The following is a 22,351-nucleotide window of genomic DNA, read 5'->3' as shown; positions in this document are numbered from 1 at the left end:
TTGATTCCGGCAGGGTTCCTTTTGCGGCAGTCTCTTACCATTTACGGAGGAAACATGGCGACAGTCTGCGGATTTGTAGAAAAAATTAAATACAGGAACGAAGACAACGGTTATACGGTGTTGAGCCTTTCAGAAGATGGTGAGGAGTATACGCTGGTAGGCAATTTTCATTATATCAGTGAAGGGGAACGGATTGAAGCGGTTGGGATTTTAACGGAACACCCCGTTTATGGGGAGCAGATGTCTGTGGAAAGCTATGAAATCAAAGCTCCTGAGGATACTGCTGCCATGGAACGTTACTTAGGTTCCGGAGCGATAAAGGGTGTGGGTGCTGCATTGGCGGCCAGAATTGTCCGCCGGTTTAAAGCCGATACCTTCCGGATCATGGAAGAAGAGCCGGAACGCCTTTCTGAGGTAAAGGGTGTCAGTGAAAAGCTTGCCATGTCTATTTCCAATCAGGTGGAACAAAAGAAAGAGATGCGCCAGGCTATGATGTTCCTTCAGGAATATGGCATTTCCATGAATCTTGCAGTGAAGATCTACCAGGAATATGGCCCCAGGCTCTACAGCATTGTGAAGGAGAATCCTTATCAGATGGCAGATGACATATCCGGCGTGGGATTTAAAATGGCGGATGAGATTGCCAGAAAAGCAGGTATTTTTACAGACTCGGATTTTCGGATTAAATGCGGAGTTTTGTATACCCTTTTACAGGCCACTTCAAACGGTCATACTTATCTGCCGGAAGAGGAGCTCCTTTCCTCTGCCTCTGAGCTGCTGAAAGTGGAGCAGGCATCCATAGAAAAGCATCTGATGGACATGCAGCTGGACAAACGTCTCGTGATCAGAGAGACGGACGAAAAGCGGACTGTCTATGCCTCCCAGTATTACTATATGGAACTGAATGTGGCTAAGATGCTTCACGATTTAAATATAAGAGGAACCATGCCTGAGGACGAGATCAGAACCAGGCTTATTAAGATTCAGGAAAAAGAGCAGATTGAGCTGGATGAAAAGCAGGTAATGGCGGTAGTAGAAGCGGTAAACAGCGGTCTTTTGATTATTACGGGAGGACCTGGAACCGGAAAAACAACTACCATTAATACCATTATCCGTTTTTTTGAAAGCGAGGAGATGGAGATATTGCTGGCGGCTCCTACGGGCAGGGCAGCAAAGCGCATGACAGAAGCAACTGGTTATGAGGCGCGGACCATACACCGGCTGTTAGAACTGTCCGGTGTTCCGGGAGACGAGCGTTCCGTATCCATGCATTTTGAACGGAATGAAGAGAATCCTTTGGATGCCGATGCTGTGATCATCGATGAGACATCCATGGTGGACATTCATCTGATGCAGTCTCTCTTAAAAGCCATAAACCCCGGAACCAGGTTGATACTGGTGGGAGATGTGGACCAGCTTCCCAGCGTTGGGCCCGGGAATGTGCTGCGGGATCTAATTGAATCCCAAAGTTTTAATGTAGTAATGCTGACAAAAATTTTTCGTCAGGCGAACCAGAGTGATATTGTTGTGAATGCGCATATGATTAACCGGGGAGAAACGGTTCCTCTTGGGAAAAAGAGTAATGACTTTTTATTCATTAAAAGGGAAGAACCTAATACCATCATCAATGCCATGATTACACTGGTACAAAGTAAACTTCCTTCCTATGTACAGGCAGATCCCTTTGACATTCAGATCATGACACCTATGAGAAAAGGTGCCATGGGAGTGGAACGGCTCAATACCATTCTTCAGGAATATTTAAATCCCCCTTCCGAGGCAAAGCAGGAACGGGAATCGGCAGGCGTGATTTACCGGACCGGCGATAAAGTGATGCAGATTAAGAACAACTATAATATGGAATGGGAAGTCAGAAACAAGTATGGGATTCCGGTGGAAAAGGGAACGGGAATTTATAACGGAGATATAGGAATTATTCGTGAGATGAATTCCTTTGCCGAGCTTGTGACTGTGGAATTTGACGAGGGACGGCTGGTGGAATACAGCTATAAGCAGTTAGAAGAATTAGAACTGGCTTATGCCATAACCATTCACAAATCCCAGGGAAGTGAGTATCCGGCAGTGGTAATTCCTGTTTTCCCCGGACCAAGAATGCTGATGACGAGAAACTTAATCTATACAGCGGTTACCCGGGCAAAGACCTGCGTCTGCCTGGTTGGTCTGCCAGGTACGTTTCAGGATATGGTAAACAATGAAATGGAACAGCGCAGATATTCCGGCCTGAAAGATCGTATCTGCGAAATATATAAGCTGCCTTAAATTCTATGGGCAGACATGGGTCCATGTCTGCCCGTCTTTCCATTCTTAAAAGGAGAATCAGTCCTTATGCAATCCTCTTTTTTTATCGACCTCTTATTTCCAAGAAGATGTCCGGTCTGTGACGGAATTGTCATGCCAAAAGGCAGGCTCATCTGCCCTGATTGTGTCCGGGTGCTTTCCTTTGTAAAAGATCCTGTGTGCAAAAAGTGCGGTAAGGAGCTTTTCAGCAGTGACATGGAATATTGTTTTGACTGTGTAAAGCACAAAAGAAGCTTTGAGTATGGCAGGGCTCTGATTAATTATGACGAGCACGCAAAAACCTCAATGGCGAAAATAAAATATAAAAATAAACGGGAGTATCTGGATTTTTACGGAGATGCCATAAGCCTGCGTTATGAAAAGATTATAAGACGTATGGATGCCGGCGGTCTGGTCCCCGTTCCGGTTCATCCTTCGAGAAGAAAAGAGAGAGGATTTAATCAGGCAGAAGTTCTTGCGCAAAAGATCGGAGCAAAACTTCAGATTCCTGTTTTTCCTGATATGCTGGTAAGAAATAAAAAAACTATGCCTCAGAAAGCCCTTAATCCTACAGAACGTTTAAAGAATCTGGAAGAAGCGTTTATGCCGGGAAAAATAGTTTCTGGTGTAAAAAATGTGATTTTAATTGATGATATTTATACCACTGGAAGTACGGTGGAAGCATGTACCCGTGTACTGAAAAAATCGGGAATTAATAAGGTGTATATTTTGACAATTTGTATTGGACGAGGGCAGTAGTTTGATGTATGATACTAAAATAAATAATACTGATCAACTCAGGAGGAATGGGAATGAATATCAGGACCGCAGAAGAAAAAGATATGCAGCAGCTCTTGGATATATATAATTATGAGGCAGAACATGGTTTTGCAACCTTTGATTTTACTCCAAAAACCATGGAGGAACGTATGGTCTGGTTTCGTGAGCATAATGTGAAAAATCACCCCCTGATTGTGGCAGAGGAAGATGGGAAAGCAGTTGGCTATGCAAGCCTCTCCGCTTATCGCCCAAAAGAAGCATACAAAGAAACAGTAGAACTTTCTATCTACGTTGATAAGGATTACCGCAGAAGAGGAATTGCCGGAAAGCTGGCGGTGGCGATTCTTGATATGGCCAGAGAAAGAGAAGATATTCATACAGTTGTGTCCGTAATTACAGGAGGTAATGATGCAAGTATGAAACTTCACGAACAGCTTGGTTTCGTTCATTGCGGGACAATACGTGAAGTAGGGAAAAAGTTTGGAAAAATTCTGGATATAGAAAATTATCAGATCATTCTGTAATATGGGGTAAATGGAGAGGGGGAGAAGAATATGAATCATATGGAGGGATATTATACTTCCGGGGAGTTTGCAAAGAAGGCCAGTGTCTCTATACGGACCATCCGTTATTATGACAAACAGGGACTGTTAAAGCCGGCATGCATGAGTGCAGGCGGATACCGGCTTTATACTGATTCGGATTTTGCTAAACTGCAAAAGATACTCTCTCTCAAATATCTTGGATTTTCACTGGATGAAATCCGCTCCATTACCATTAATGATAAGGATCATGACTATGTGGGAGAATCAATCAAACTTCAGCTCAGTCTGATCCGTAAGAGAATTGAACATTTAAAACTGGTAGAGCAGACGTTAACAGAAACCTCAAAACTGGTGGAGGACCACCAGGCTGCAGACTGGAATAAAATTCTTCACTTAATCCATATTACAAATATGGAAAAGACTCTGGTGGAACAATATAAGGATGCAGCCAATGTGAGCATCCGGATTGGTCTCCATAAAAAGTATGCCACCAATCCCGAGGGCTGGTTCCAGTGGCTTTATAAACAGATGGAGCCTTTAAATGGCAGGCACATTCTGGAACTTGGCTGCGGAAATGGAGAATTATGGCGGGTAAATAAAGAACGGATTCCCGCCGATGCGAAGCTATGCCTTACAGATATATCCAAGGGTATGGTTCGTGATGCTCAGGAAAATTTAAAACAGGTGAAGGGGCAGATAACATTTGAAGTTATGGACTGCAGGCAGATTAAAAAGCCGGAAGAAAGCTTTGATGTTACCGCTGCCAATCACGTGCTGTTTTATTTAACCAATCTGGATGCTGCACTGACTCAGGTTACCAGCGTCTTAAAAAAAGACGGAATCTTTTATTGTAGCACCTATGGCAGGGAACATATGAAGGAGATCAGACAGCTGGTGATGGAGTTTGATTCCAGAATCGCACTTTCTGAGGTAAATCTTTATGATGTGTTCGGACTGGAGAATGGAGAAGAGATTTTAGGTAAACATTTTAAAACTGTAAGAAAAGAAATATACGATGACCATCTGGAAGTGACGGATGCTGGTGCACTGATGGAATATATATTATCCTGTCACGGCAATCAGCAGGAGTTTCTTAGCGACAGATATGAAGAATTCCGGGACTATCTGGAAAAGAAGATGGGAAAAAAGGGATATATTCCGATTACAAAGCAGGCAGGGGTATTTATTTGCAGAAAATAAGAAAAAAGTAATAGAAAAAGACTTGACCGTGACGTTACGTCACCCTTTATGATAGCTGTATGAATGAATATGGAGGAAACAACGAATGAAGGGAATAATTCTTGCCGGGGGGTCCGGCACCAGGCTGTATCCACTTACTATGGTAACGTCGAAACAGTTACTGCCGATCTATGATAAACCCATGATTTACTATCCGCTTTCTGTTTTAATGAATGCAGGAATCCGGGATATCCTGATTATATCCACTCCCGATGATACACCACGGTTTGAGGCGCTGTTAGGAAATGGCTCACAGTTTGGAATTCAGTTAACTTACGCAGTGCAGCCTTCTCCCGATGGTCTTGCCCAGGCGTTTATCATCGGAGAAGAATTTATTGGAGACGACAGCGTCGCCATGATTCTTGGAGATAACATTTTTGCGGGCCACGGTCTTACCAAACGACTTCTTCATGCAGCAAATAAAAAAGATGGAGCAACCGTTTTCGGTTATTACGTGGATGATCCGGAGCGTTTTGGTATTGTGGAATTTGATTCCGAAGGAAAAGCCATTTCCATTGAAGAAAAGCCATCTGCTCCCAAGAGCAATTACTGCGTGACAGGACTTTATTTCTACGATAATAAAGTTGTGGAATATGCGAAGAACTTAAAGCCTTCCGCCCGCGGTGAACTGGAGATTACAGATTTAAACCGCATTTACTTAGAAGAGGGAATGCTTGATGTGGAACTTCTGGGTCAGGGCTTTACCTGGCTTGACACAGGGACTCATGAGTCTTTGGTAGATGCCACTAATTTCGTTCGTACCATGGAAACCCATCAGCACAGAAAAATTGCCTGTCTGGAGGAGATTGCTTATTTAAACCACTGGATCACACAGGATCAGCTGGAAAAGAGCATAGAACCTTTAAAGAAGAATCAGTACGGACAGTATCTGATGGATGTGCTTGCAGGAAAATATATCGATAAGTAAAGGAGAAAATCATGAAAATTATTGTAACCGGAGGAGCTGGATTTATCGGCGGAAACTTCGTACATCATATGGTAAATAAATACCCGGACTATGAGATTATCAATCTGGATCTCTTAACCTATGCAGGTAATTTAGAGACTTTAAAACCAGTAGAAGACAAACCGAATTATCGCTTCATCAAAGGTGATATTGCAGACAGAGCCTTTATTTTTGAACTGTTTGAAAAAGAAAAACCAGATATGGTGGTTAACTTTGCAGCAGAAAGTCACGTAGACCGTTCTATCACAGATCCTGAAAGCTTTGTAAGAACTAATGTAATGGGGACAACCACATTACTTGACGCATGCCGCACCTATGGCATTCAGCGTTACCATCAGGTTTCTACCGATGAAGTTTACGGTGATTTACCTCTTGACCGCCCGGATTTATTCTTTACAGAAGAAACTCCGCTCCATACATCAAGTCCTTATTCTTCCTCAAAAGCCAGTGCAGACTTATTTGTTCTGGCATATCAGAGAACCTTCGGACTTCCTGTTACTATTTCCAGATGCTCCAATAACTACGGCCCCTATCATTTCCCTGAAAAACTGATTCCGCTTATTATCAGCCGTGCGCTGGCAGATGAGGATCTTCCAGTATACGGAACAGGAGAGAATGTAAGAGACTGGCTTCATGTATCGGATCACTGCGAGGCGATCGATTTAATCATTCACGAAGGCAGAGTAGGAGAAGTCTATAATGTAGGCGGACACAACGAGCGCACTAATTTAGAAGTAGTAAAAACTATATTAAGAGAACTGGATAAACCGGAAAGCTTAATCAAATATGTAACAGACCGTCCGGGGCATGACAGACGCTACGCCATTGACCCGAAGAAGCTGGAAACAGAGCTTGGCTGGAAGCCGAAGTACAATTTTGACACCGGAATCCGCCAGACCATTCAGTGGTATCTGGATCATGAGGACTGGTGGAAACATATTGTAAACGGAGAATACCAGAATTATTTTGACAATATGTACGGAAAACGTTTATAAATTCCAATGGTAAAGTGAGGCAGCGATGAAAGTATTAGTTACTGGCGTAAAAGGCCAGCTTGGTTATGACGTAGTAAATGAGCTGAAAAAACGAGGCCATGAGGCAGTGGGTGTGGACATTGAAGAGATGGATATTACGGATGAGGAAAGCGTAAACCGGGTGATCCGGGAAGCTGCTCCTGATGCAGTCATTCATTGTGCCGCATATACAGCTGTGGATGCAGCAGAGGACAACGTGGATTTATGCAGAGCTGTGAATGCCAGGGGAACCGGTAACATTGCCAGGGTGTGTAAAGCACTGGATATCCGCATGATGTATATCAGTACGGATTACGTATTTAACGGTCAGGGAACCCGCCCCTGGGAGCCTGACGATCAAAGAGAGCCGTTGAATATCTACGGACAGACCAAGTACGAGGGAGAACTGGAAGTAGAAGAGAATCTTAAAAAGTATTTCATCGTACGGATTGCCTGGGTATTTGGAGTAAATGGCAAAAACTTTATAAAGACCATGCTGAATCTGGGAAAAACAAGAGATAAACTGAGTGTGGTAGCAGACCAGATTGGTTCTCCTACTTATACCTTTGATCTTGCCCGCCTTCTGGTGGATATGATTGAAACAGAAAAATACGGCCGTTACCATGCGACCAATGAAGGACTTTGCAGCTGGTATGAATTTGCCTGTGAGATTTTTAAACAGGCAGGCATGAATGTTACAGTTGAGCCGGTTACCTCCGATCAGTTCCCGGTGAAGGCAAAACGTCCCATGAACAGCCGTATCAGCAAGGATAAGCTGATGGAAAACGGTTTTCAGCCGCTGCCCACCTGGCAGGATGCGTTAAGGCGGTATCTGACAGAGATCGAGTATTAAAAACAGACACGGGAAACTTTAGGCTTGCTTTTTTAAGTTTCCCGTGTTATAATGTCTGAATCCTACAATTTAGCAGGTTTTACAAAAAAAGATTGACGAATCCAGTCCCATATGTTATAGTAATTGGGCGAATGGAAGAGCTTAGGTCTTTTTTTTATGCTCAAAATTTCTTGAAGCAGAAAAAAGGGACTGAAAACACAACAACGATAATTTAAGTGGAGGTGGAAGTCGTGCGCACAAAAATCACACTGGCATGTACTGAATGTAAACAGCGTAACTACAACATGACCAAGGATAAGAAGACTCATCCGGACAGAATGGAAACCAAGAAGTATTGCCGATTCTGTAAGAGCCATACAATGCACAAAGAAACGAAGTAATTAGTTTAGGAGGCAGTTTATGGGAGATACAGTGAACAACGAGGGAGTTCAGAAAAAAAGTTTTTTCAAAGGCATAAAGTCTGAATTCTCCAAGATCGTTTGGCCTGACAAAGAAACCGTAACGAAACAAACAATCGCTGTAACGTCATCTGCGGTTGCTCTAGGACTGATTATTGCGATTCTTGATCTGATCATCAAGTTTGGTCTCAGTTTTATCTTATAATTCGTAAGGGTTAAGGTGAGTTTATGTCAGAAGCAAATTGGTATGTAGTCCATACCTATTCAGGTTATGAAAACAAAGTAAAAGTTGACATTGAAAAAACAATCGAAAACAGAAACTTGCAGGATCAGATTCTGGAAGTATCGGTTCCTCTTGAATCCGTCATCGAACTGAAGAATGGCGTGGAGAAAAAGGCCGATAAAAAGATGTTCCCCGGTTATGTACTGATTCACATGTTCATGAATGATGATACATGGTATGTTGTACGTAATACCCGTGGTGTGACAGGCTTTGTAGGTCCTGGATCAAAACCGGTTCCTCTGACAGAAGATGAGATGCAAAAGCTTGGATTCAAGAATGAAGAAGTCATTGTTGGCTTTGAAGTGGGAGATACCGTTGTGGTAACTTCCGGTGCATGGAAGGATACTGTTGGTGCTATCAAGTCCATCAACGAAAGTAAGAAAACCATCACCATTAACGTTGAGATGTTTGGCCGGGAGACTCCGGTAGAACTGAACTTCAGCGAGATAAAGAAGATGTAACAAGTAAAAGCGGCTTATACCGTTGTATAGGCTCGTGGGAGGGAAATCCCCGACAATACCACATTTATTTAGGAGGTGCCTCATTATGGCAAAGAAAGTAACGGGATATATCAAATTGCAGATTCCAGCAGGAAAAGCTACACCAGCTCCTCCTGTAGGTCCGGCACTTGGACAGCATGGTGTAAACATCGTACAGTTTACAAAAGAGTTCAATGCAAGAACAGCTGACCAGGGAGATTTAATCATTCCGGTTGTTATTACTGTTTATGCGGACAGAAGCTTCAGCTTCATAACCAAAACTCCGCCAGCTGCTGTATTACTGAAGAAAGCCTGCAAGCTTAAATCAGGATCTGCAGTTCCAAACAAGACAAAAGTAGCTACCATTTCCAAGGCTGAGTTACAGAAGATTGCTGAACTTAAGATGCCAGATTTAAATGCTGCATCTGTTGAAGCAGCTATGAGCATGATCGCTGGTACCGCAAGAAGTATGGGTATCACAGTAGAGGCTTAAGCTTCTTATCAAAGCCAAGTATAGCGCCGGCAGAGTTTCATACTCATGCCGTTCGATGAGCCGCGAAGCAAATCGGACTTCCTTTATCTTGGATGGCGATGTTTTGTAACGTGGGAGGGAAAATCCCCGACAATACCACTAGGAGGTTATTTAGAATGAAAAGAGGAAAAAGATACGCAGAGGCAGCTAAGACAGTAGATCGTGCTGTTCTCTACGATGCACCAGTAGCAATCTCTTTAGTTAAGACGAATGCAAGTGCTAAATTTGATGAAACCATTGAAGCTCATATCAGAACCGGTTGTGACGGACGTCACGCAGACCAGCAGATCCGTGGTGCCGTAGTACTTCCTCACGGTACAGGTAAGACTGTTCGCATCTTAGTTTTCGCTAAGGGTCCTAAGGCTGATGAAGCACAGGCTGCAGGAGCAGACTACGTTGGAGCAGAGGAATTAATTCCGAAGATCCAGAACGAAGGCTGGTTGGATTTTGATGTAGTTGTTGCTACTCCAGACATGATGGGTGTAGTTGGTCGTTTAGGACGTGTCCTTGGACCTAAGGGCTTAATGCCAAACCCAAAAGCTGGTACCGTTACCATGGATGTAACAAAAGCAATCAATGATATCAAAGCTGGTAAGGTTGAGTACAGACTTGATAAAACAAATATTATCCACGTGCCAGTTGGAAAAGCTTCTTTTACAGAAGAGCAGTTAGCGGACAACTTCCAGACGCTTGTTGATGCAATCGTTAAAGCAAAACCAAGTACAGTTAAAGGTGCTTATTTAAAGAGCGTTACCCTTGCTTCCACCATGGGACCTGGCGTAAAGCTGAATGTAGCAAAGTTAATGAACTAATTTTGCTTTGTGGTTGACATGTATTATATATAATGTTATACTATTTTAGTATTAACTGCCGAAGACAGCAGGTGCCGCAAGGCATAAGGTGATAACGCCTGCCGAGGAATGTACAAGAATCATTTTATGTAAATGAATTGTAAACCTCTCTGTCCATTTGGCGGAGAGGTTTTTCTTTGGTATATTTTTCTGAGTGAGATCATGCGTAAGCGTTGACTGAGTTTGGAAAAATAGCCGTTCAGTTAGCCCTCTGGGCTAATCGGACTTCCTTTGCAGTTTATACGAACAGGCTTTTGCAGGCAGCTGCAGGGCTTAGACTAAACAGGAGGTAAACCATAATGGCAAAAGTTGAATTAAAACAGCCAGTAGTAAGCGAGATTAAGGAATTACTGGAAGGCGCTGAGACTGCAGTAGTTGTAGACTACCGTGGTATCACAGTTGCTCAGGATACAGAACTTCGTAAGAAATTAAGAGAGGCTGGAATTTCTTACAAGGTATATAAAAATACCATGATCCGTTTCGCTGCTAAGGGAACAGATTTTGAAGCACTGGGTCCAGTTCTGGAAGGACCTACAGCAATCGCTGTATCCAAGACAGATGCAACAGCACCAGCAAGAATTCTGGCTGAATTCGCAAAGAAAGCTCCAGCTCTTGAAATCAAGGGCGGCGTTGTAGAAGGCGTATTCTATGATGCAAAAGCTATGGAGAAGATCTCCAGCATTCCTTCCAGAGAAATTCTTCTTGGAAAGTTACTGGGAAGCATCCAGTCTCCTATTACAAACTTTGCACGTGTTCTCAAGCAGATTGCAGACGGACAGGGCGCAGAAGCATAATTTTCTTAATGAAAGCAAGCGAAACGCAGCTTGAATTTAGAAAATTAGCTGTTCAGTGAGCCAAAGGCGAGCTGAACTACCATTAAAAAATCAAACATATTAATTACGGAGGTATATTATCATGGCAAAGTTAACAACAGCTGAATTTATCGAAGCGATCAAAGAATTATCTGTATTAGAATTAAACGAATTAGTAAAGGCATGTGAGGAAGAATTTGGTGTATCTGCAGCAGCAGGCGTAGTAGTTGCAGCAGCAGGCCCAGCAGCAGAAGCAGAAGAGAAGACTGAATTCGACGTAGAATTAACAGAAGTTGGTCCTAACAAGGTTAAAGTTATCAAAGTTGTTCGTGAAGCTACTGGCTTAGGCTTAAAAGAAGCAAAAGACGTAGTTGACGGAGCTCCTAAGGTATTAAAGGCTGGCGCTTCCAAAGAAGAAGCAGATCAGATCAAAGCTGCTTTAGAAGCAGAAGGCGCAAAAGTTACTTTAAAGTAATTAAATTTTCGTCAATAACAGAACAGGGCCCATACCTCTTGAAACAGAGATTGGACCCTGTTTTTAATATAGGGGAATATTAGTTTTGGCTTGACATTTTTGCGTTTTCGGGGTAGAATGTACGTGTAATATCGAATGGAGTTATGATTTCACATATTTTTGTAAGTCATTATTTTCGGATGATGGTTTACAAAAATATGTGATTTTTTGTTTCATCGATATATCAAATTATTTTTTATTTATTATAGGAGGTACACGTTATGAACAACGGTACAGTAAAATGGTTTAATGGTGCTAAGGGATATGGTTTCATCGTTAATGATGCAACAGGCGAGGAAGTATTCGTACACTTCTCCGGAATCGTTTCTGATGGTTACAAGACTCTTGAAGAGGGCCAGAAGGTAACTTATGAAACAACAGAAGGAAATCGCGGTCTGCAGGCAGTTAATGTTTGCCTGGCTTAATTAGATCTTTAGCTGACATAAGCCTTTTAAGGGCTGTCCCCATTTTTATGGAAGGGCAGCCCTTTTTGCATGGGCATAACTATTTTGTTCTTTATAGAATCTTTATATCTGGTCCCATATCCCCACTATCATTTTTATGAGTATATTTTGTAAAATAGGGTTGAAAATGAGTATGAACCGACAGAAGGGAAGGATGACCTTATATGCTGTTTCAAAAAATGAAGACAATTATTATTGTTGGAGCCGGCGAGTTTGGTATGGGACTGGCTAACCGGCTTTCCACACGTAATACAAGAATGATAGTGATTGATTTGTCAGAGGAAGCATTTCAAAGACTGCCCGGAGTATTTGCCGGCGAGCAGGTGTTGGGAGACGGAACTGATGCAGAGCTGTTAAGAAAAGCAGGCATCAGCCAGGCTCAGATTTTTGTTGCAGCCACTGGTGATGATAATGTAAATCTGCTGGCAGCTCAGATTGCAGAAAGAATATATCATGTACCGGAAGTATTTTTAAGATTGAATGATAAAAGCAAGGAGAAGCTGATTCAGAATTATCATATGAAACCAATTTATCCATTTGCTCTCTCAGCTGATGAATTTGACCGCCTTACAGAGAAATTATATGAGGAGGTATCTGCATCATGAAAATTGGAATAGCGGGTGGGAGAGAGGAAGCGGATTACCTGATCGGACTTCTTATGAAAGACAAACACAGGCTGATTGTAATAAATGACGACAGAACATACTGTGAGCATCTTGCTGCTGAGTATGATAAAATATCCGTTGTTTACGGTAACCCTGGAAGCGAAGAAGTATTAAGTGACGCAGGCATCAGAGGAGCAGATGTGATGATTGCATTAAGCGGCAAAGATGCAGATAACCTGGAAATATGCCAGATGGCAAAACAGATGTTTTCTGTGAGGAAAACCGTCTGCATGGTAAAAAATCCTGGAAATGTGGAGATTTTTAAGGAGCTTGGAATTGATCAGGTCATCAGCCCGGTTCATATTCTGGCACAGTATCTCACGCAGTCATCTTGATGGAGGATTGAAGAATTACCCGGTTTGTGCTATGTTAGAAGAAATAAAACGGGAAGGAAGCCGCCGGTCATTCATGGAGATGAAAAATAGGATCTTTACAGGATTCGGAAAACTAAGAAGTTTCGGAAAGATAGCAGTTATCTGGGGATTGTCTACATTATTCGCTACTGTTTTAAGCCATATAGGCGTAAGGGCTGAAAATCTGCTTTTGATTTATGTGGTAGGCGTCATCCTTTGCAGTGTGGAAACCAGAAGTATGCTCTGGAGTATTTCATCATCCATTGTGTTTGTTTTCACGTTTAATTTTCTTTTAACCTCACCCAGATTTACTTTTCAGGTGGATGATCCCAACTATATTATTTCTTTGCTGATTTTTATTATTGTTGCATTTATTGCGGCATCATTAACCGACAAGCTGCAAAAGCAAATGAATCTGGACCGGGAACGGGCGGAGATTCTGCTTAAGCTAAATACCATAGGAAGTGGTTTCCTAAATCTTTCCGGGCGGCAGGCTGTTATTTCCTACAGTATGAAGAGCCTTCATAATCTGACTGGGAAAAAAACAGAATTGTTACTCAAAATGAAAGATGAGAGATTCTCTGACCAGGCAGCAGAGTGGTGCTTTCGAAATTCCACTGTGTGCGGCTATGGAGAAGCCCAGTATGGGGATCGTCCCTGTCTCTATGTGCCAGTCTGCAGTCTGAGTAAGACGTATGGTGTGATTATCTTCTGGTGCAGCAATGGAGGGCTTACAAAAGAGGAGCGTATGTATGTGGAAATGGTCATTTCCCAGATTACTCTTGTGCTGGAACGGGAACAGCTGAATGAGGAAAAAGAGGAATCAGGACTTCAGATCGAACGGGAAAGACTTAAAAGTACATTGCTCAGAAGCATTTCCCATGATTTAAGAACTCCACTGACCGGGATTGCAGGCAACTCCAACTTCCTTTATGAGAATTATGATCTGGTAGATGAAGAAAGTGCCAAAAGCATGCTGCTTGATATCAGTACAGAATCGGAGTGGCTTAATTCCATGGTTGAGAATCTGTTAAACATGACCAGAATTCAGGAAGGAAAGCTGGAAATACGAAAAAAAAGAGAAGTGGTGGATGATCTGATATCTGGTGCAGCCGCACTGGTTTCCAAACGACTGGGAGATCATACATTAAAGACGGTAACACCACCGGAGATAGAACTTATAAGTGTAGATGCAAGACTATTTACCCAGGTTCTGGTAAACCTGATTGATAACGGAATTCGCCATTCAGGAGATAATACGGTTATTACCGTATCTGCAGGAGCAGAAGGCAGAAATATGGTATTTACAGTAAGTGACAATGGAACAGGCATTCCAGAGGATAAGCTGGATCATATTTTTGACAGCTTTTTTACAGCCGCTTACCGGGAAGGAGACCGTCAGAGGGGAGCTGGTCTTGGGCTTGCTATCTGTAAGGCAATTGTAGAGGCTCATGGCGGAAAAATTACAATTGACCAGAGTTGGAAAAAAGGCACGGCTTTTCGAATTGAGATGCCTATGGAGGAGACCTATGATCAATGATATCAGCGTTCTTGTGATCGAGGATGACAAGAGCATTCAGAATTTTATCAGAATTACCCTGAAAAGCAAGGGATACAACTCTGTCTTTGCAGATGACGGTCTCACTGGAATCTCTTACTTTTATGCCAATAACCCGGATATTATACTTCTGGATCTTGGTCTGCCGGATATTGACGGTATGGAGGTTTTATCCCAGATCAGGAAGGAGTCTGATATTCCCATTATAGTGGTATCTGCACGAGGGATGGAGCAGGAAAAAGTAGCTGCTCTTGATGAGGGGGCAGATGATTATCTGACCAAACCGTTTCATGCAGGAGAACTGCTGGCCCGTATCCGTGTGGCATTAAGGCACAAAAGCGGTATGATAAAACAGGAAGCGGCTTTTGAGCTGGATGGGTTTTATATGGATTTTGAAAAGAGAAGATTAATTGTAAGAGGGGAAGAGGTTCACGTTACTCCCATTGAATATAAAATGCTGAAACTGCTGGTTTTAAATGCCGGAAAGGTTTTGACCCACCATTTTATTCAGAATGAGATCTGGGGATACGATACAAATGATGATTATCAGTCCATACGTGTTTTTATGGCAAACATCAGAAGAAAAATTGAAGAGGACTCTGCCAATCCCCGGTTTATAATAACTGAGGTGGGTGTGGGATACCGGTTTACTGAAAATTAAAACAGGCAGGAATCAGAAATAATACAGGGTCTTTCTGGTTTCTGCCTGTTTTTGTTCTGTAAAATAATTTTAAGTGGGATTATGTATTGGTTTTAGTTGGATCAGATGATAAGGAGTCGGTATAGAGATGTTTGATTGTGTCAATTGTTTGTGGAATTCCAAGCTTGCTGATGTTAAACAGAATCTGATGGGATTCAATACTTCCCCAGCTCTGGTCTGTATATGTTTCATAATACTGTTTGCGGCGGTGATCCATTTTTTTTATGGAAGCCTCTGCTTCTTTTTTTGAGATGTTATAGCGCTTCATAATGCGTTCTGCGCGGTCTTTTTGTGATGCGTAGACAAATATATTCATGCACTGGGGATATTCCCGTAAAACATAATCTGCGCACCTTCCTACGAATATACACGGTCCTTTTTGTGCCAGGCTTTCTATGATTTTACTTTGTGTCTCGAACGTGCTGTCATTTAATGGTACTCTTCTTGGGGCAAAACCGTTATAACGGTAGGATGAAAGAAATGAGTTAAATACAGATTCATCCACAGCTTCCACCGTTATTTCTGACAAACCCAGTTTATCCGCTGCCATCTCCACCAGATCCCGGTCGTACATGGGAATCCCCAGTTCCTCAGATAATCGGGAGGCGATTTCGTGCCCTCCACTTCCAAACTGTCTGCCGATTGCAATGATCTTGTGCTCCATTTAAATCCGCTCCTTCCACTTAGGGATTGTACACAATATTTGAATATATATTTATAATAACTTAATTATAACGCATTTTAGAGGGAAAAGATAGAAAAAAACAGAAATATTCTGGTTGTATTTTCGCCTCAAAGGCCATAGATTGATTAATAAAAGCAGAAAGCCGGCTTGTAAGTTTATGAAAATCAGATGGAAATTGGCCTGTCTGTTGGCAGTCATTATACTTGATATCGTCTTTGCAGGGGCGTTGTTTTTTAATTATAGTGAGGCGAAAAATACGTTGTTTCTGCCAGCAGATGCCGGAGGAGAAGCAAAGGAGGAAGTCCGGGAACAATTTTCCGGCAGTAAGCAGATTGCACTGACGTTTGATGACGGACCGCATTCTGTATATACGCCCCTGCTTTTAGATGGCCTTCGTAAACGGGGTGTCCATGCTACCTTTTTCCTGTTGGGAGAAAATGTGAAGGGCAAGGAAGCAATTGTAAAGCAGATGCAGGAGGATGGGCATCTGATCGGAAACCACGGATACAGCCACGTACAGATGAGCAGAGAGGCCGTAGCCAATGCCTGTGAACAGATTGAAGAAAATAATCGGCAGATCGAAGCGATTACAGGAGTCAGGCCCCAGTACCTCCGGCCGCCCTATGGGTCCTGGAACGAGGAACTGGAGTGCACAACCAATATGACAGTGGTACTGTGGGATGTGGATACATCGGATACACTTAGAAAATGATAAGGGATAGAAAGAAGAAGTGCAGGAAAATACTCTTACCGGGTAATTTCCTGTACTTCTTTTGCAGCAGTTATTTCATAAAGCATCTTTCCCACGTTCTCCAGTTCGGATTCTTACCACATCATCCACATCATAGATAAAAATCTTACCGTCACCGTAATTACCGGTATTTATTTGTGTTACTATTTCATTGACAATTACTTCTGCAACATCTGTAGGTACCACAGTTTCCACTTTTAATTTCGGAAGCAGATTCACGGTTGTTTCCGTTCCTCTATATATCGTCTTATAACCCTTCTGGTTGCCATAGCCCATGATATTTGAAATCATTAAACCATTTGCCTTATTGTCATTGAGAATTTTCTTTACATCTTCCAACCGTTCAGGTTTAATAATGATCTCCAGTTTCTTCATAGAATTACCTCCTTTTGGCACATTGCCCTAATGTTTGGTTACCCCTTTTTTAATCTGTCTAACTGCTTAATTTCTGCGTTGTCAGCAGAGTCAAAATCCAGCTCAGACTTTACTAACTGAAGATCCGGATATGCGACTACTCCCATTTCCGGAATGTCAAGTCCGGCAAGTTCTGCTTCTGGTGATACCCTTAACCCCCAAACTTTGTCCAGAACTCTGAAGAATAAATAAGATGCACCAAATCCCCATACAATAAGCACAATTACTGCAATAATCTGGGCTGCAAACTGGGAAGCATCCCCATAGAATAAACCTCTCACCCCACCTGCGACACCATTGACTCCATCTCCGTAGGAGCCATCGGCGAATAAACCTAAAGAAAGTACTCCCCAAAGTCCATTTACGCAGTGAACAGAAATGGCACCTACCGGATCATCCAGCCTTAAATGATTCTCTACAAAAGATACTGCCAGACAAACCAATATACCCGCTATTAGTCCAATGATAAAAGAAGAAGCGGCATTTACAAACGCACAGGGTGCAGTAATGGCAACCAAACCTGCCAGAGCACCGTTTGCTGTCATGGAAGGATCCGGTTTCCCATATCTGATCCACATATAAAACATGGCTGCCAGACCACCGATTGCACCGGCTATCATGGTGTTGGTAGCAACAACGGAAAGCCTGAAATCCGAAGCGTTCAGCGTGGAACCGGCATTAAAAGAAAACCAGCAGAAGAATAGGATAATGGTTCCAATAATGGCCATAGGAATATCGTGTCCCGGAAAGGCTCTTGTAGTTCCGTCTTTTTTGAATTTACCAATTCTTGGACCAATCACAATTGCGCCAGCCAGTGCCAGCATACCGCCCATGGAGTGAACAACTGCAGAACCAGCAAAATCTACTACGCCGTGTCCCAAACCAAAGTTTTTACCAAGGGTTGACAGCCAGCCTCCGCCCCATACCCAGTTCCCGAACAAAGGATAGAGAAACATGGAAATAAAAAAAGATGTGATAACAATGGCAGAATATTTTACTCGTTCTGCAACAGCACCGGTTGGAATTGTAACTGTGGTATCCATAAATACCATCTGGAAGAAAAATAATGCATAGATACCAGGATCATAGATACCGTCACCAGATAATAAAAATCCTTTATAACCCAGAATACCACCAATTCCGGGTATTGACAGCATGGCATTGAGTGCACTTCCCCCGGTTCCCAAGCCAGCAGCGCCGCCGGAACCACCAAACTGGAGTGCAAAACCAACAAGAAAATATCCTACAGCACCAACTAAAAATACCATAAAGTTCATTGTCATAGTGTGAGCTGCATTTTTACCACGGCAGAATCCGGTTTCAACCATGGCAAAGCCGCACTGGAAAAAGAATACCATAAATCCTGTTAACATAATCCAGGTAAAATTAGCACCATAATAAGCTTTGTTGGCTATCGTGGCCACATCTGTAATTGTCTCTTTTCCGGTAGGCATTACATAGGAAGCACCTGTTGGATCAGCACTGCCTGGTGAGGAAAAAGCCAAAGCCAATGCGATCGCCGCTATTCCTAATACGACCAGTAAACCAATGATTGTTCCTGTTTTTTTCATGAAAATAACCTCCTTTTTATTGAAACATTTTTCACTTCCCAAGAATCTTACTTCTTCTTTTCTTTCATAAAATGACTCCAGCAAAACTCCGACGTACTTTTATAGACTTCCTCCTTAAGCCTGCCTACCGAGAAATAATACCGGATACCCAGATACATCACCAATAACCCCAATATCACCCCGGGAATCCGTGAATTTAAAACCTGAAAGCTAATATTATTAAAAAAACTGAAAGCACAAAAAAACATACCAAGAAAAATAATGAATAAGGCTGATCCAAAAAGTACTGTCAGGGACAGGGCTTTTTGTCTTAAGGTTGTTGACTGGTTTTGCTTTTTCATAAGTTCCTCCTTTTAAAAATAAATAAAAAAAGAGCCCAGCCTAAGAAGGCATAAACTCCATTGTTAATTAGTTAAAAATTAAGTTTTCAATTATAAAAGAAGTCAAAACGCACGCGTTCTGACTTCTTCGTCGATTAAATGAATAATATAACCTTAATATATTACTTTGCTTCGTAAAATGCAACTGTAAATCGTAATACACATTTAGCTATAATGTGACATTTTTCGATATTCACAATAACCTGGTTTCAACATTGTCATTTTAATATTTGATTGAAATTGGTTTGGTTATTAAACTATTATGTTGATTGATTTTGTTTTGTTGATTGAAAATTGTTTAAATCTCTAATTCGATAAAATACAAAAGAAAAAAATGTAAAAACAACACAAAGTCAACAATAAAACAACTTAAAACAAAAATAAATCAATAAAAATAAATAAAAATATTGAAAAAGCAAAAATAATATGCTACAATTTCCACATAAAGGACATATCGGGGTGTGTCCGGAGCAATAAACTATATTTTTCATTTTAAGGAGGTTTATTTTTATGAAAAAGGGGTTAGCAATGGTTCTTGCGGCAACGTTGATTTTATCAGCGACAGGATGCGGCAGCGGGACAACAGCAGCAACTACAGCTGCGGAAACAGAGAAAAAAACAGAAGCTTCAAAAACAGAAGAAACCACAACAGCAGCACAGAAGGTAGCAGACGCACAAGCTGCCGGTTCTCTGAAAGGTAAGAAAGTCGCAGTAGTCAGAAATTTAGCTGCCGGCGATCATACACAGCAATTCCTCGATGGCTGTGTATCAGAAGGCAAAAAATTTGGGTGGACTGTGGATACGTTTGTTACAGATGGGGATGATGCAAAAGCACAGGAGACGGTAGCTCAGGTAATTGCAAAAGGTTATGACGGTCTGATTGTATCTCATGGACAGCTTTCTTATTCTTACGATATGTTAAAGCCTGCAAGAGATAAGGGAATGGCAGTTGTTACGTTTGATACCATGCCATTTAAAGGCGGAGATGCAAACGGTCTTCTTCTGGATGGTGTAACATCAACCGCTCAGAATGATCAGGCACTTGCAGAACTATCCCTGGGCCATATGATGAAGGAATTTGAGGCAAAGGGAGGCAAATATCCCATGAAGGTGCTGAAAACATTTATGGGCCCTGGCATTCCTCCTCTGGACAGGCGTAATGAGATTTATGCAAAGCTGGAAGATGAAGGAAAGATTAAGACTCTGGAAGTAATTGCACCCTCTGACTCTGCCAATGCAAGAGGAGATATGACTAATAAAACAGCGGCGATTCTGCCCAAGTACCCGGAAGGATCCGTAGATGCAATCTGGGGATGCTATGACGAACTTGCCAAGGGAGTTCTGCAGGCGCTCAATGATGCGGGCAGAACAGATATTCCTATGTATACCATTGACGTATCCAATGATGATATTCAGCTGATGGTTAAGAATCCTCAGGTGTGGAAATCGACTGCGGCAGTTGATCCAAAGCTGATTGGAATCGTGGATACCCGTCTTCTTGCTCTTAAGTTATTAGGAGCAGAGACTCCAAGTTATTTTGATTTAAATGCAAGTAACATCGAAACAACGCAGCTGAGTGCAGAGACCACCATGGGTGATCTTGGCAAGATTGTAGATGGCTGGGGCGATGCCGAAGATCCGAAAGGAGCCCTGTTTACCGATGTAATTAAAGGGCTTTATGTAGAATAGCGGGATTCATTTCACAGTCATTACATAGGTAAGGAAGAGACGTCATGAACGAGATAAAGCTTGAAATGAAGGATATATCCATAGAGTTTCCAGGGGTTAAAGCTCTGAATGGAGTTGATTTTAGTTTGACAAGTGGCAGCATTCATGCGCTCGTTGGAGCCAATGGTGCCGGCAAGTCTACGCTGATGAAAGTGCTTGCCGGTGTTAACACACATTATACAGGACAAATCAGTGTCGGAGGGGAACCGGTGGAAATCCGGTGCCCCAAAGATGCAAAAAATCTGGGAATAGAAATTGTGTTTCAGGAAGTTGACACAGCTTTGATCCCATATCTGACTGTAGCTGAAAATGTGATGTTTAACACCCTGGTTAATAAAATGGGGAAAAAACAGGTTGTACATTGGAAGGAAATCAAACGGGCGGCAAAAGCAGTACTTGAAAAGTTAAATGTGGCAGTGGATATTAATAAACCAGTATCTGCACTGACACTTGCACAAAAGCAGATGGTTCTGATTGCACGGTGTGTGGTGGAAAAGTGCCGTTTTCTCATATTAGATGAACCGACTGCACCTCTTTCCAATTCCGAGACACTGGAACTTTTCAGGGTTGTCCGGGAATTAGCAAAAGAGAATGTTGGTGTGGTATTTATTTCTCACAGGCTGAGTGAGCTATACGAAATTTGTGAAAGCATCACCATCATGAGAGACGGAATGCTGGTAACAAATCTGCCTCTTACGAAAGAACTGGAGGTAAATACCCTGGTGGAATATATGCTGGGACGCTGCTATGAGGATAATTACATTAAAAAAGCATGTAAAATTGGAGAACCGCTCCTTGAAATAGAGGACCTTACCGAAAAAGAAGGCAAGGTGAAGAATATAACCATAACCGTACGCGAAGGGGAAATCGTAGGTGTGGCAGGTTTGGTAGGAGCCGGAAAGACAGAACTGTGTAAGACGTTGTTTTCTGCCTATCAGCTTAAAAGCGGTACCATGAAGCTCCGGGGAAAAGTAATCCGTGCAAAAGGTCCCACCCAGGCGGTAAAAAACGGTCTGGCTCTGGTTCCGGAGGAACGCAGGAAGGAAGGCGTTTTAATCTCAGATACGGTAGTATCCAACATTTCCGTGGCGGCTATGGAGAAATATACCAACAAATTATCGGTTGTTAATAAAAAACGGGAGAAAGAGGATGCAAGAAGTATGATCCGTGATCTTGGGATCAAGACACCGTCTGAAAACCAGGTGGTTTCTCTTTTGTCCGGTGGAAATCAGCAGAAGGTAGTAGTTGGAAAGTGGCTGAATAAAGATTCGGAAGTTTATATTTTCGATGAGCCCACAAAAGGAATTGATGTAGGTGCCAAACAGGATATGTATGAGCTGATTGAAGGCCTTGCTGCCAAAGGAAAAGGCATTATCTATGCAACCTGCGAATTTCAGGAAATATTAAGTATCTGTGACCGGATCTATGTCATGTATGACGGAGAGATTATCAGGGAGCTAACAGCAGCGGATACGGATGAGAAGGAACTGCTTTATTATTCGACGGGAGGTAAATGAT

At 42.3% G+C, this 22,351-nt stretch carries 26 protein-coding genes and 1 other annotated feature; of the genes, 22 read left to right on the top strand and 4 right to left on the bottom strand.

What is annotated here, in order from left to right:
- Window positions 1-54: 54 nt before the first annotated feature.
- The 19 genes from recD2 to BXY41_RS22795 all read left to right on the top strand — a co-directional run bounded on the left by recD2 (window position 55) and on the right by BXY41_RS22795 (window position 15,265).
- Window positions 55-2,280 (top strand): SF1B family DNA helicase RecD2, encoded by a 2,226-nt coding sequence (gene recD2 / locus BXY41_RS22885; RefSeq protein ID WP_104439235.1) that lies wholly within the window; start codon window positions 55-57, stop codon window positions 2,278-2,280.
- Between the two features lie 66 nt (window positions 2,281-2,346).
- A complete protein-coding gene (locus BXY41_RS22880) occupies window positions 2,347-3,057 on the top strand; it encodes a ComF family protein (protein ID WP_104439201.1) in 711 nt (236 codons plus the stop codon).
- 53 nt (window positions 3,058-3,110) lie between these two features.
- Complete coding sequence (locus tag BXY41_RS22875) at window positions 3,111-3,602, top strand: GNAT family N-acetyltransferase (RefSeq protein ID WP_104439200.1); 492 nt, start codon at window positions 3,111-3,113, stop codon at window positions 3,600-3,602.
- Window positions 3,603-3,641: 39 nt separating this feature from the next.
- A complete protein-coding gene (locus BXY41_RS22870; RefSeq protein WP_104439234.1) occupies window positions 3,642-4,823 on the top strand; it encodes a MerR family transcriptional regulator in 1,182 nt (393 codons plus the stop codon).
- Between the two features lie 85 nt (window positions 4,824-4,908).
- Window positions 4,909-5,790 carry a glucose-1-phosphate thymidylyltransferase RfbA gene (rfbA, locus tag BXY41_RS22865; RefSeq protein WP_104439199.1) on the top strand — a complete coding sequence of 294 codons (882 nt, stop codon included), beginning with the start codon at window positions 4,909-4,911 and terminating at the stop codon, window positions 5,788-5,790.
- An 11-nt stretch (window positions 5,791-5,801) separates the two neighbouring features.
- A complete protein-coding gene (gene rfbB, locus BXY41_RS22860; RefSeq protein ID WP_104439198.1) occupies window positions 5,802-6,824 on the top strand; it encodes a dTDP-glucose 4,6-dehydratase in 1,023 nt (340 codons plus the stop codon).
- A gap of 25 nt (window positions 6,825-6,849) precedes the next feature.
- Complete coding sequence (rfbD, locus tag BXY41_RS22855; protein ID WP_104439197.1) at window positions 6,850-7,695, top strand: dTDP-4-dehydrorhamnose reductase; 846 nt, start codon at window positions 6,850-6,852, stop codon at window positions 7,693-7,695.
- Between the two features lie 230 nt (window positions 7,696-7,925).
- Window positions 7,926-8,075: a 50S ribosomal protein L33 gene (gene rpmG / locus BXY41_RS22850; RefSeq protein WP_013271142.1), complete on the top strand. Its 150-nt coding sequence runs from the start codon at window positions 7,926-7,928 to the stop codon at window positions 8,073-8,075.
- A gap of 19 nt (window positions 8,076-8,094) precedes the next feature.
- Window positions 8,095-8,298 carry a preprotein translocase subunit SecE gene (gene secE, locus BXY41_RS22845; RefSeq protein ID WP_104439196.1) on the top strand — a complete coding sequence of 68 codons (204 nt, stop codon included), beginning with the start codon at window positions 8,095-8,097 and terminating at the stop codon, window positions 8,296-8,298.
- A 23-nt stretch (window positions 8,299-8,321) separates the two neighbouring features.
- Window positions 8,322-8,837: a transcription termination/antitermination protein NusG gene (nusG, locus tag BXY41_RS22840; RefSeq protein WP_104439195.1), complete on the top strand. Its 516-nt coding sequence runs from the start codon at window positions 8,322-8,324 to the stop codon at window positions 8,835-8,837.
- An 85-nt stretch (window positions 8,838-8,922) separates the two neighbouring features.
- Window positions 8,923-9,348: a 50S ribosomal protein L11 gene (gene rplK, locus BXY41_RS22835; RefSeq protein WP_097002672.1), complete on the top strand. Its 426-nt coding sequence runs from the start codon at window positions 8,923-8,925 to the stop codon at window positions 9,346-9,348.
- A 155-nt stretch (window positions 9,349-9,503) separates the two neighbouring features.
- The gene (gene rplA / locus BXY41_RS22830; protein WP_104439194.1) at window positions 9,504-10,199 is read left to right on the top strand and encodes a 50S ribosomal protein L1; all 696 of its coding nucleotides are present in this window, start codon (window positions 9,504-9,506) and stop codon (window positions 10,197-10,199) included.
- Between the two features lie 40 nt (window positions 10,200-10,239).
- Window positions 10,240-10,383, top strand: a sequence feature (ribosomal protein L10 leader region).
- A gap of 154 nt (window positions 10,384-10,537) precedes the next feature.
- Window positions 10,538-11,032 (top strand): 50S ribosomal protein L10, encoded by a 495-nt coding sequence (gene rplJ / locus BXY41_RS22825; protein WP_104439193.1) that lies wholly within the window; start codon window positions 10,538-10,540, stop codon window positions 11,030-11,032.
- A 121-nt stretch (window positions 11,033-11,153) separates the two neighbouring features.
- A complete protein-coding gene (gene rplL, locus BXY41_RS22820) occupies window positions 11,154-11,525 on the top strand; it encodes a 50S ribosomal protein L7/L12 (RefSeq protein ID WP_104439192.1) in 372 nt (123 codons plus the stop codon).
- A 260-nt stretch (window positions 11,526-11,785) separates the two neighbouring features.
- A complete protein-coding gene (locus BXY41_RS22815) occupies window positions 11,786-11,989 on the top strand; it encodes a cold-shock protein (protein ID WP_104439191.1) in 204 nt (67 codons plus the stop codon).
- 203 nt (window positions 11,990-12,192) lie between these two features.
- Window positions 12,193-12,633: a potassium channel family protein gene (locus tag BXY41_RS22810; RefSeq protein WP_104439190.1), complete on the top strand. Its 441-nt coding sequence runs from the start codon at window positions 12,193-12,195 to the stop codon at window positions 12,631-12,633.
- On the top strand, window positions 12,630-13,028 hold the full coding sequence (locus BXY41_RS22805; RefSeq protein WP_104439189.1) for a potassium channel family protein: 399 nt from the start codon (window positions 12,630-12,632) through the stop codon (window positions 13,026-13,028). The genes BXY41_RS22810 and BXY41_RS22805 overlap by 4 nt, the downstream gene beginning before the upstream one ends.
- Window positions 12,970-14,586, top strand: a complete 1,617-nt coding sequence (locus BXY41_RS22800; protein ID WP_242980327.1) for an ATP-binding protein — start codon at window positions 12,970-12,972, stop codon at window positions 14,584-14,586. The genes BXY41_RS22805 and BXY41_RS22800 overlap by 59 nt, the downstream gene beginning before the upstream one ends.
- Entirely contained in the window at window positions 14,576-15,265 is a 690-nt protein-coding gene (locus BXY41_RS22795) for a response regulator (protein ID WP_432765530.1), read from the top strand. The genes BXY41_RS22800 and BXY41_RS22795 overlap by 11 nt, the downstream gene beginning before the upstream one ends.
- A 79-nt stretch (window positions 15,266-15,344) precedes the next feature.
- On the opposite strand, the gene BXY41_RS22790 is transcribed toward BXY41_RS22795, so the two are convergent.
- Window positions 15,345-15,968 carry a cytidylate kinase-like family protein gene (locus tag BXY41_RS22790; RefSeq protein WP_104439188.1) on the bottom strand — a complete coding sequence of 208 codons (624 nt, stop codon included), beginning with the start codon at window positions 15,966-15,968 and terminating at the stop codon, window positions 15,345-15,347.
- Window positions 15,969-16,146: 178 nt separating this feature from the next.
- Here BXY41_RS22790 and BXY41_RS22785 point away from each other — a divergent pair, with 178 nt between their 5' ends.
- The gene (locus BXY41_RS22785) at window positions 16,147-16,701 is read left to right on the top strand and encodes a polysaccharide deacetylase family protein (protein WP_104439187.1); all 555 of its coding nucleotides are present in this window, start codon (window positions 16,147-16,149) and stop codon (window positions 16,699-16,701) included.
- A gap of 75 nt (window positions 16,702-16,776) precedes the next feature.
- Here the strand turns inward: BXY41_RS22785 and BXY41_RS22780 are convergent, their stop codons facing one another.
- The 3 genes from BXY41_RS22780 to BXY41_RS22770 are packed head-to-tail and all read right to left on the bottom strand — an operon-like array spanning window position 16,777 to window position 19,066.
- Window positions 16,777-17,115: a P-II family nitrogen regulator gene (locus BXY41_RS22780; protein ID WP_104439186.1), complete on the bottom strand. Its 339-nt coding sequence runs from the start codon at window positions 17,113-17,115 to the stop codon at window positions 16,777-16,779.
- 38 nt (window positions 17,116-17,153) lie between these two features.
- Window positions 17,154-18,725, bottom strand: coding sequence for an ammonium transporter (locus BXY41_RS22775; RefSeq protein ID WP_104439231.1), 1,572 nt, complete (start codon window positions 18,723-18,725; stop codon window positions 17,154-17,156).
- Between the two features lie 47 nt (window positions 18,726-18,772).
- On the bottom strand, window positions 18,773-19,066 hold the full coding sequence (locus BXY41_RS22770; RefSeq protein WP_104439185.1) for a hypothetical protein: 294 nt from the start codon (window positions 19,064-19,066) through the stop codon (window positions 18,773-18,775).
- A gap of 549 nt (window positions 19,067-19,615) precedes the next feature.
- On the opposite strand from BXY41_RS22770, the gene BXY41_RS22765 reads away from it, so the two are divergent.
- Both BXY41_RS22765 and BXY41_RS22760 read left to right on the top strand, forming a co-directional pair.
- Window positions 19,616-20,794 (top strand): sugar ABC transporter substrate-binding protein, encoded by a 1,179-nt coding sequence (locus BXY41_RS22765; RefSeq protein WP_104439184.1) that lies wholly within the window; start codon window positions 19,616-19,618, stop codon window positions 20,792-20,794.
- 44 nt (window positions 20,795-20,838) lie between these two features.
- A complete protein-coding gene (locus tag BXY41_RS22760) occupies window positions 20,839-22,350 on the top strand; it encodes a sugar ABC transporter ATP-binding protein (RefSeq protein ID WP_104439183.1) in 1,512 nt (503 codons plus the stop codon).
- Window position 22,351: the final 1 nt, after the last annotated feature.

The sequence above is a fragment of the Lacrimispora xylanisolvens genome (genome assembly GCF_002934545.1).
GTDB lineage: Bacteria > Bacillota > Clostridia > Lachnospirales > Lachnospiraceae > Lacrimispora > Lacrimispora xylanisolvens.
This window is presented reverse-complemented; position numbering and strand designations above follow the sequence as displayed.

What these genes read in the sequence shown, in the direction of transcription:
- rplL (WP_104439192.1), top strand. Translation starts at nt 11,154, where the DNA reads ATGGCAAAGTTAACAACAGCTGAATTTATCGAAGCGATCAAAGAATTA.
- rfbB (WP_104439198.1), top strand. Translation starts at nt 5,802, where the DNA reads ATGAAAATTATTGTAACCGGAGGAGCTGGATTTATCGGCGGAAACTTC.
- BXY41_RS22785 (WP_104439187.1), top strand. Translation starts at nt 16,147, where the DNA reads ATGAAAATCAGATGGAAATTGGCCTGTCTGTTGGCAGTCATTATACTT.
- BXY41_RS22795 (WP_432765530.1), top strand. Translation starts at nt 14,576, where the DNA reads ATGATCAATGATATCAGCGTTCTTGTGATCGAGGATGACAAGAGCATT.
- nusG (WP_104439195.1), top strand. Translation starts at nt 8,322, where the DNA reads ATGTCAGAAGCAAATTGGTATGTAGTCCATACCTATTCAGGTTATGAA.
- recD2 (WP_104439235.1), top strand. Translation starts at nt 55, where the DNA reads ATGGCGACAGTCTGCGGATTTGTAGAAAAAATTAAATACAGGAACGAA.
- BXY41_RS22870 (WP_104439234.1), top strand. Translation starts at nt 3,642, where the DNA reads ATGGAGGGATATTATACTTCCGGGGAGTTTGCAAAGAAGGCCAGTGTC.
- secE (WP_104439196.1), top strand. Translation starts at nt 8,095, where the DNA reads ATGGGAGATACAGTGAACAACGAGGGAGTTCAGAAAAAAAGTTTTTTC.
- rfbA (WP_104439199.1), top strand. Translation starts at nt 4,909, where the DNA reads ATGAAGGGAATAATTCTTGCCGGGGGGTCCGGCACCAGGCTGTATCCA.
- rplK (WP_097002672.1), top strand. Translation starts at nt 8,923, where the DNA reads ATGGCAAAGAAAGTAACGGGATATATCAAATTGCAGATTCCAGCAGGA.
- BXY41_RS22810 (WP_104439190.1), top strand. Translation starts at nt 12,193, where the DNA reads ATGCTGTTTCAAAAAATGAAGACAATTATTATTGTTGGAGCCGGCGAG.
- BXY41_RS22875 (WP_104439200.1), top strand. Translation starts at nt 3,111, where the DNA reads ATGAATATCAGGACCGCAGAAGAAAAAGATATGCAGCAGCTCTTGGAT.
- BXY41_RS22815 (WP_104439191.1), top strand. Translation starts at nt 11,786, where the DNA reads ATGAACAACGGTACAGTAAAATGGTTTAATGGTGCTAAGGGATATGGT.
- BXY41_RS22765 (WP_104439184.1), top strand. Translation starts at nt 19,616, where the DNA reads ATGAAAAAGGGGTTAGCAATGGTTCTTGCGGCAACGTTGATTTTATCA.
- rplJ (WP_104439193.1), top strand. Translation starts at nt 10,538, where the DNA reads ATGGCAAAAGTTGAATTAAAACAGCCAGTAGTAAGCGAGATTAAGGAA.
- BXY41_RS22805 (WP_104439189.1), top strand. Translation starts at nt 12,630, where the DNA reads ATGAAAATTGGAATAGCGGGTGGGAGAGAGGAAGCGGATTACCTGATC.
- rplA (WP_104439194.1), top strand. Translation starts at nt 9,504, where the DNA reads ATGAAAAGAGGAAAAAGATACGCAGAGGCAGCTAAGACAGTAGATCGT.
- BXY41_RS22770 (WP_104439185.1), bottom strand. Translation starts at nt 19,066, where the DNA reads ATGAAAAAGCAAAACCAGTCAACAACCTTAAGACAAAAAGCCCTGTCC.
- BXY41_RS22880 (WP_104439201.1), top strand. Translation starts at nt 2,347, where the DNA reads ATGCAATCCTCTTTTTTTATCGACCTCTTATTTCCAAGAAGATGTCCG.
- BXY41_RS22790 (WP_104439188.1), bottom strand. Translation starts at nt 15,968, where the DNA reads ATGGAGCACAAGATCATTGCAATCGGCAGACAGTTTGGAAGTGGAGGG.
- BXY41_RS22775 (WP_104439231.1), bottom strand. Translation starts at nt 18,725, where the DNA reads ATGAAAAAAACAGGAACAATCATTGGTTTACTGGTCGTATTAGGAATA.
- BXY41_RS22780 (WP_104439186.1), bottom strand. Translation starts at nt 17,115, where the DNA reads ATGAAGAAACTGGAGATCATTATTAAACCTGAACGGTTGGAAGATGTA.
- rfbD (WP_104439197.1), top strand. Translation starts at nt 6,850, where the DNA reads ATGAAAGTATTAGTTACTGGCGTAAAAGGCCAGCTTGGTTATGACGTA.
- BXY41_RS22760 (WP_104439183.1), top strand. Translation starts at nt 20,839, where the DNA reads ATGAACGAGATAAAGCTTGAAATGAAGGATATATCCATAGAGTTTCCA.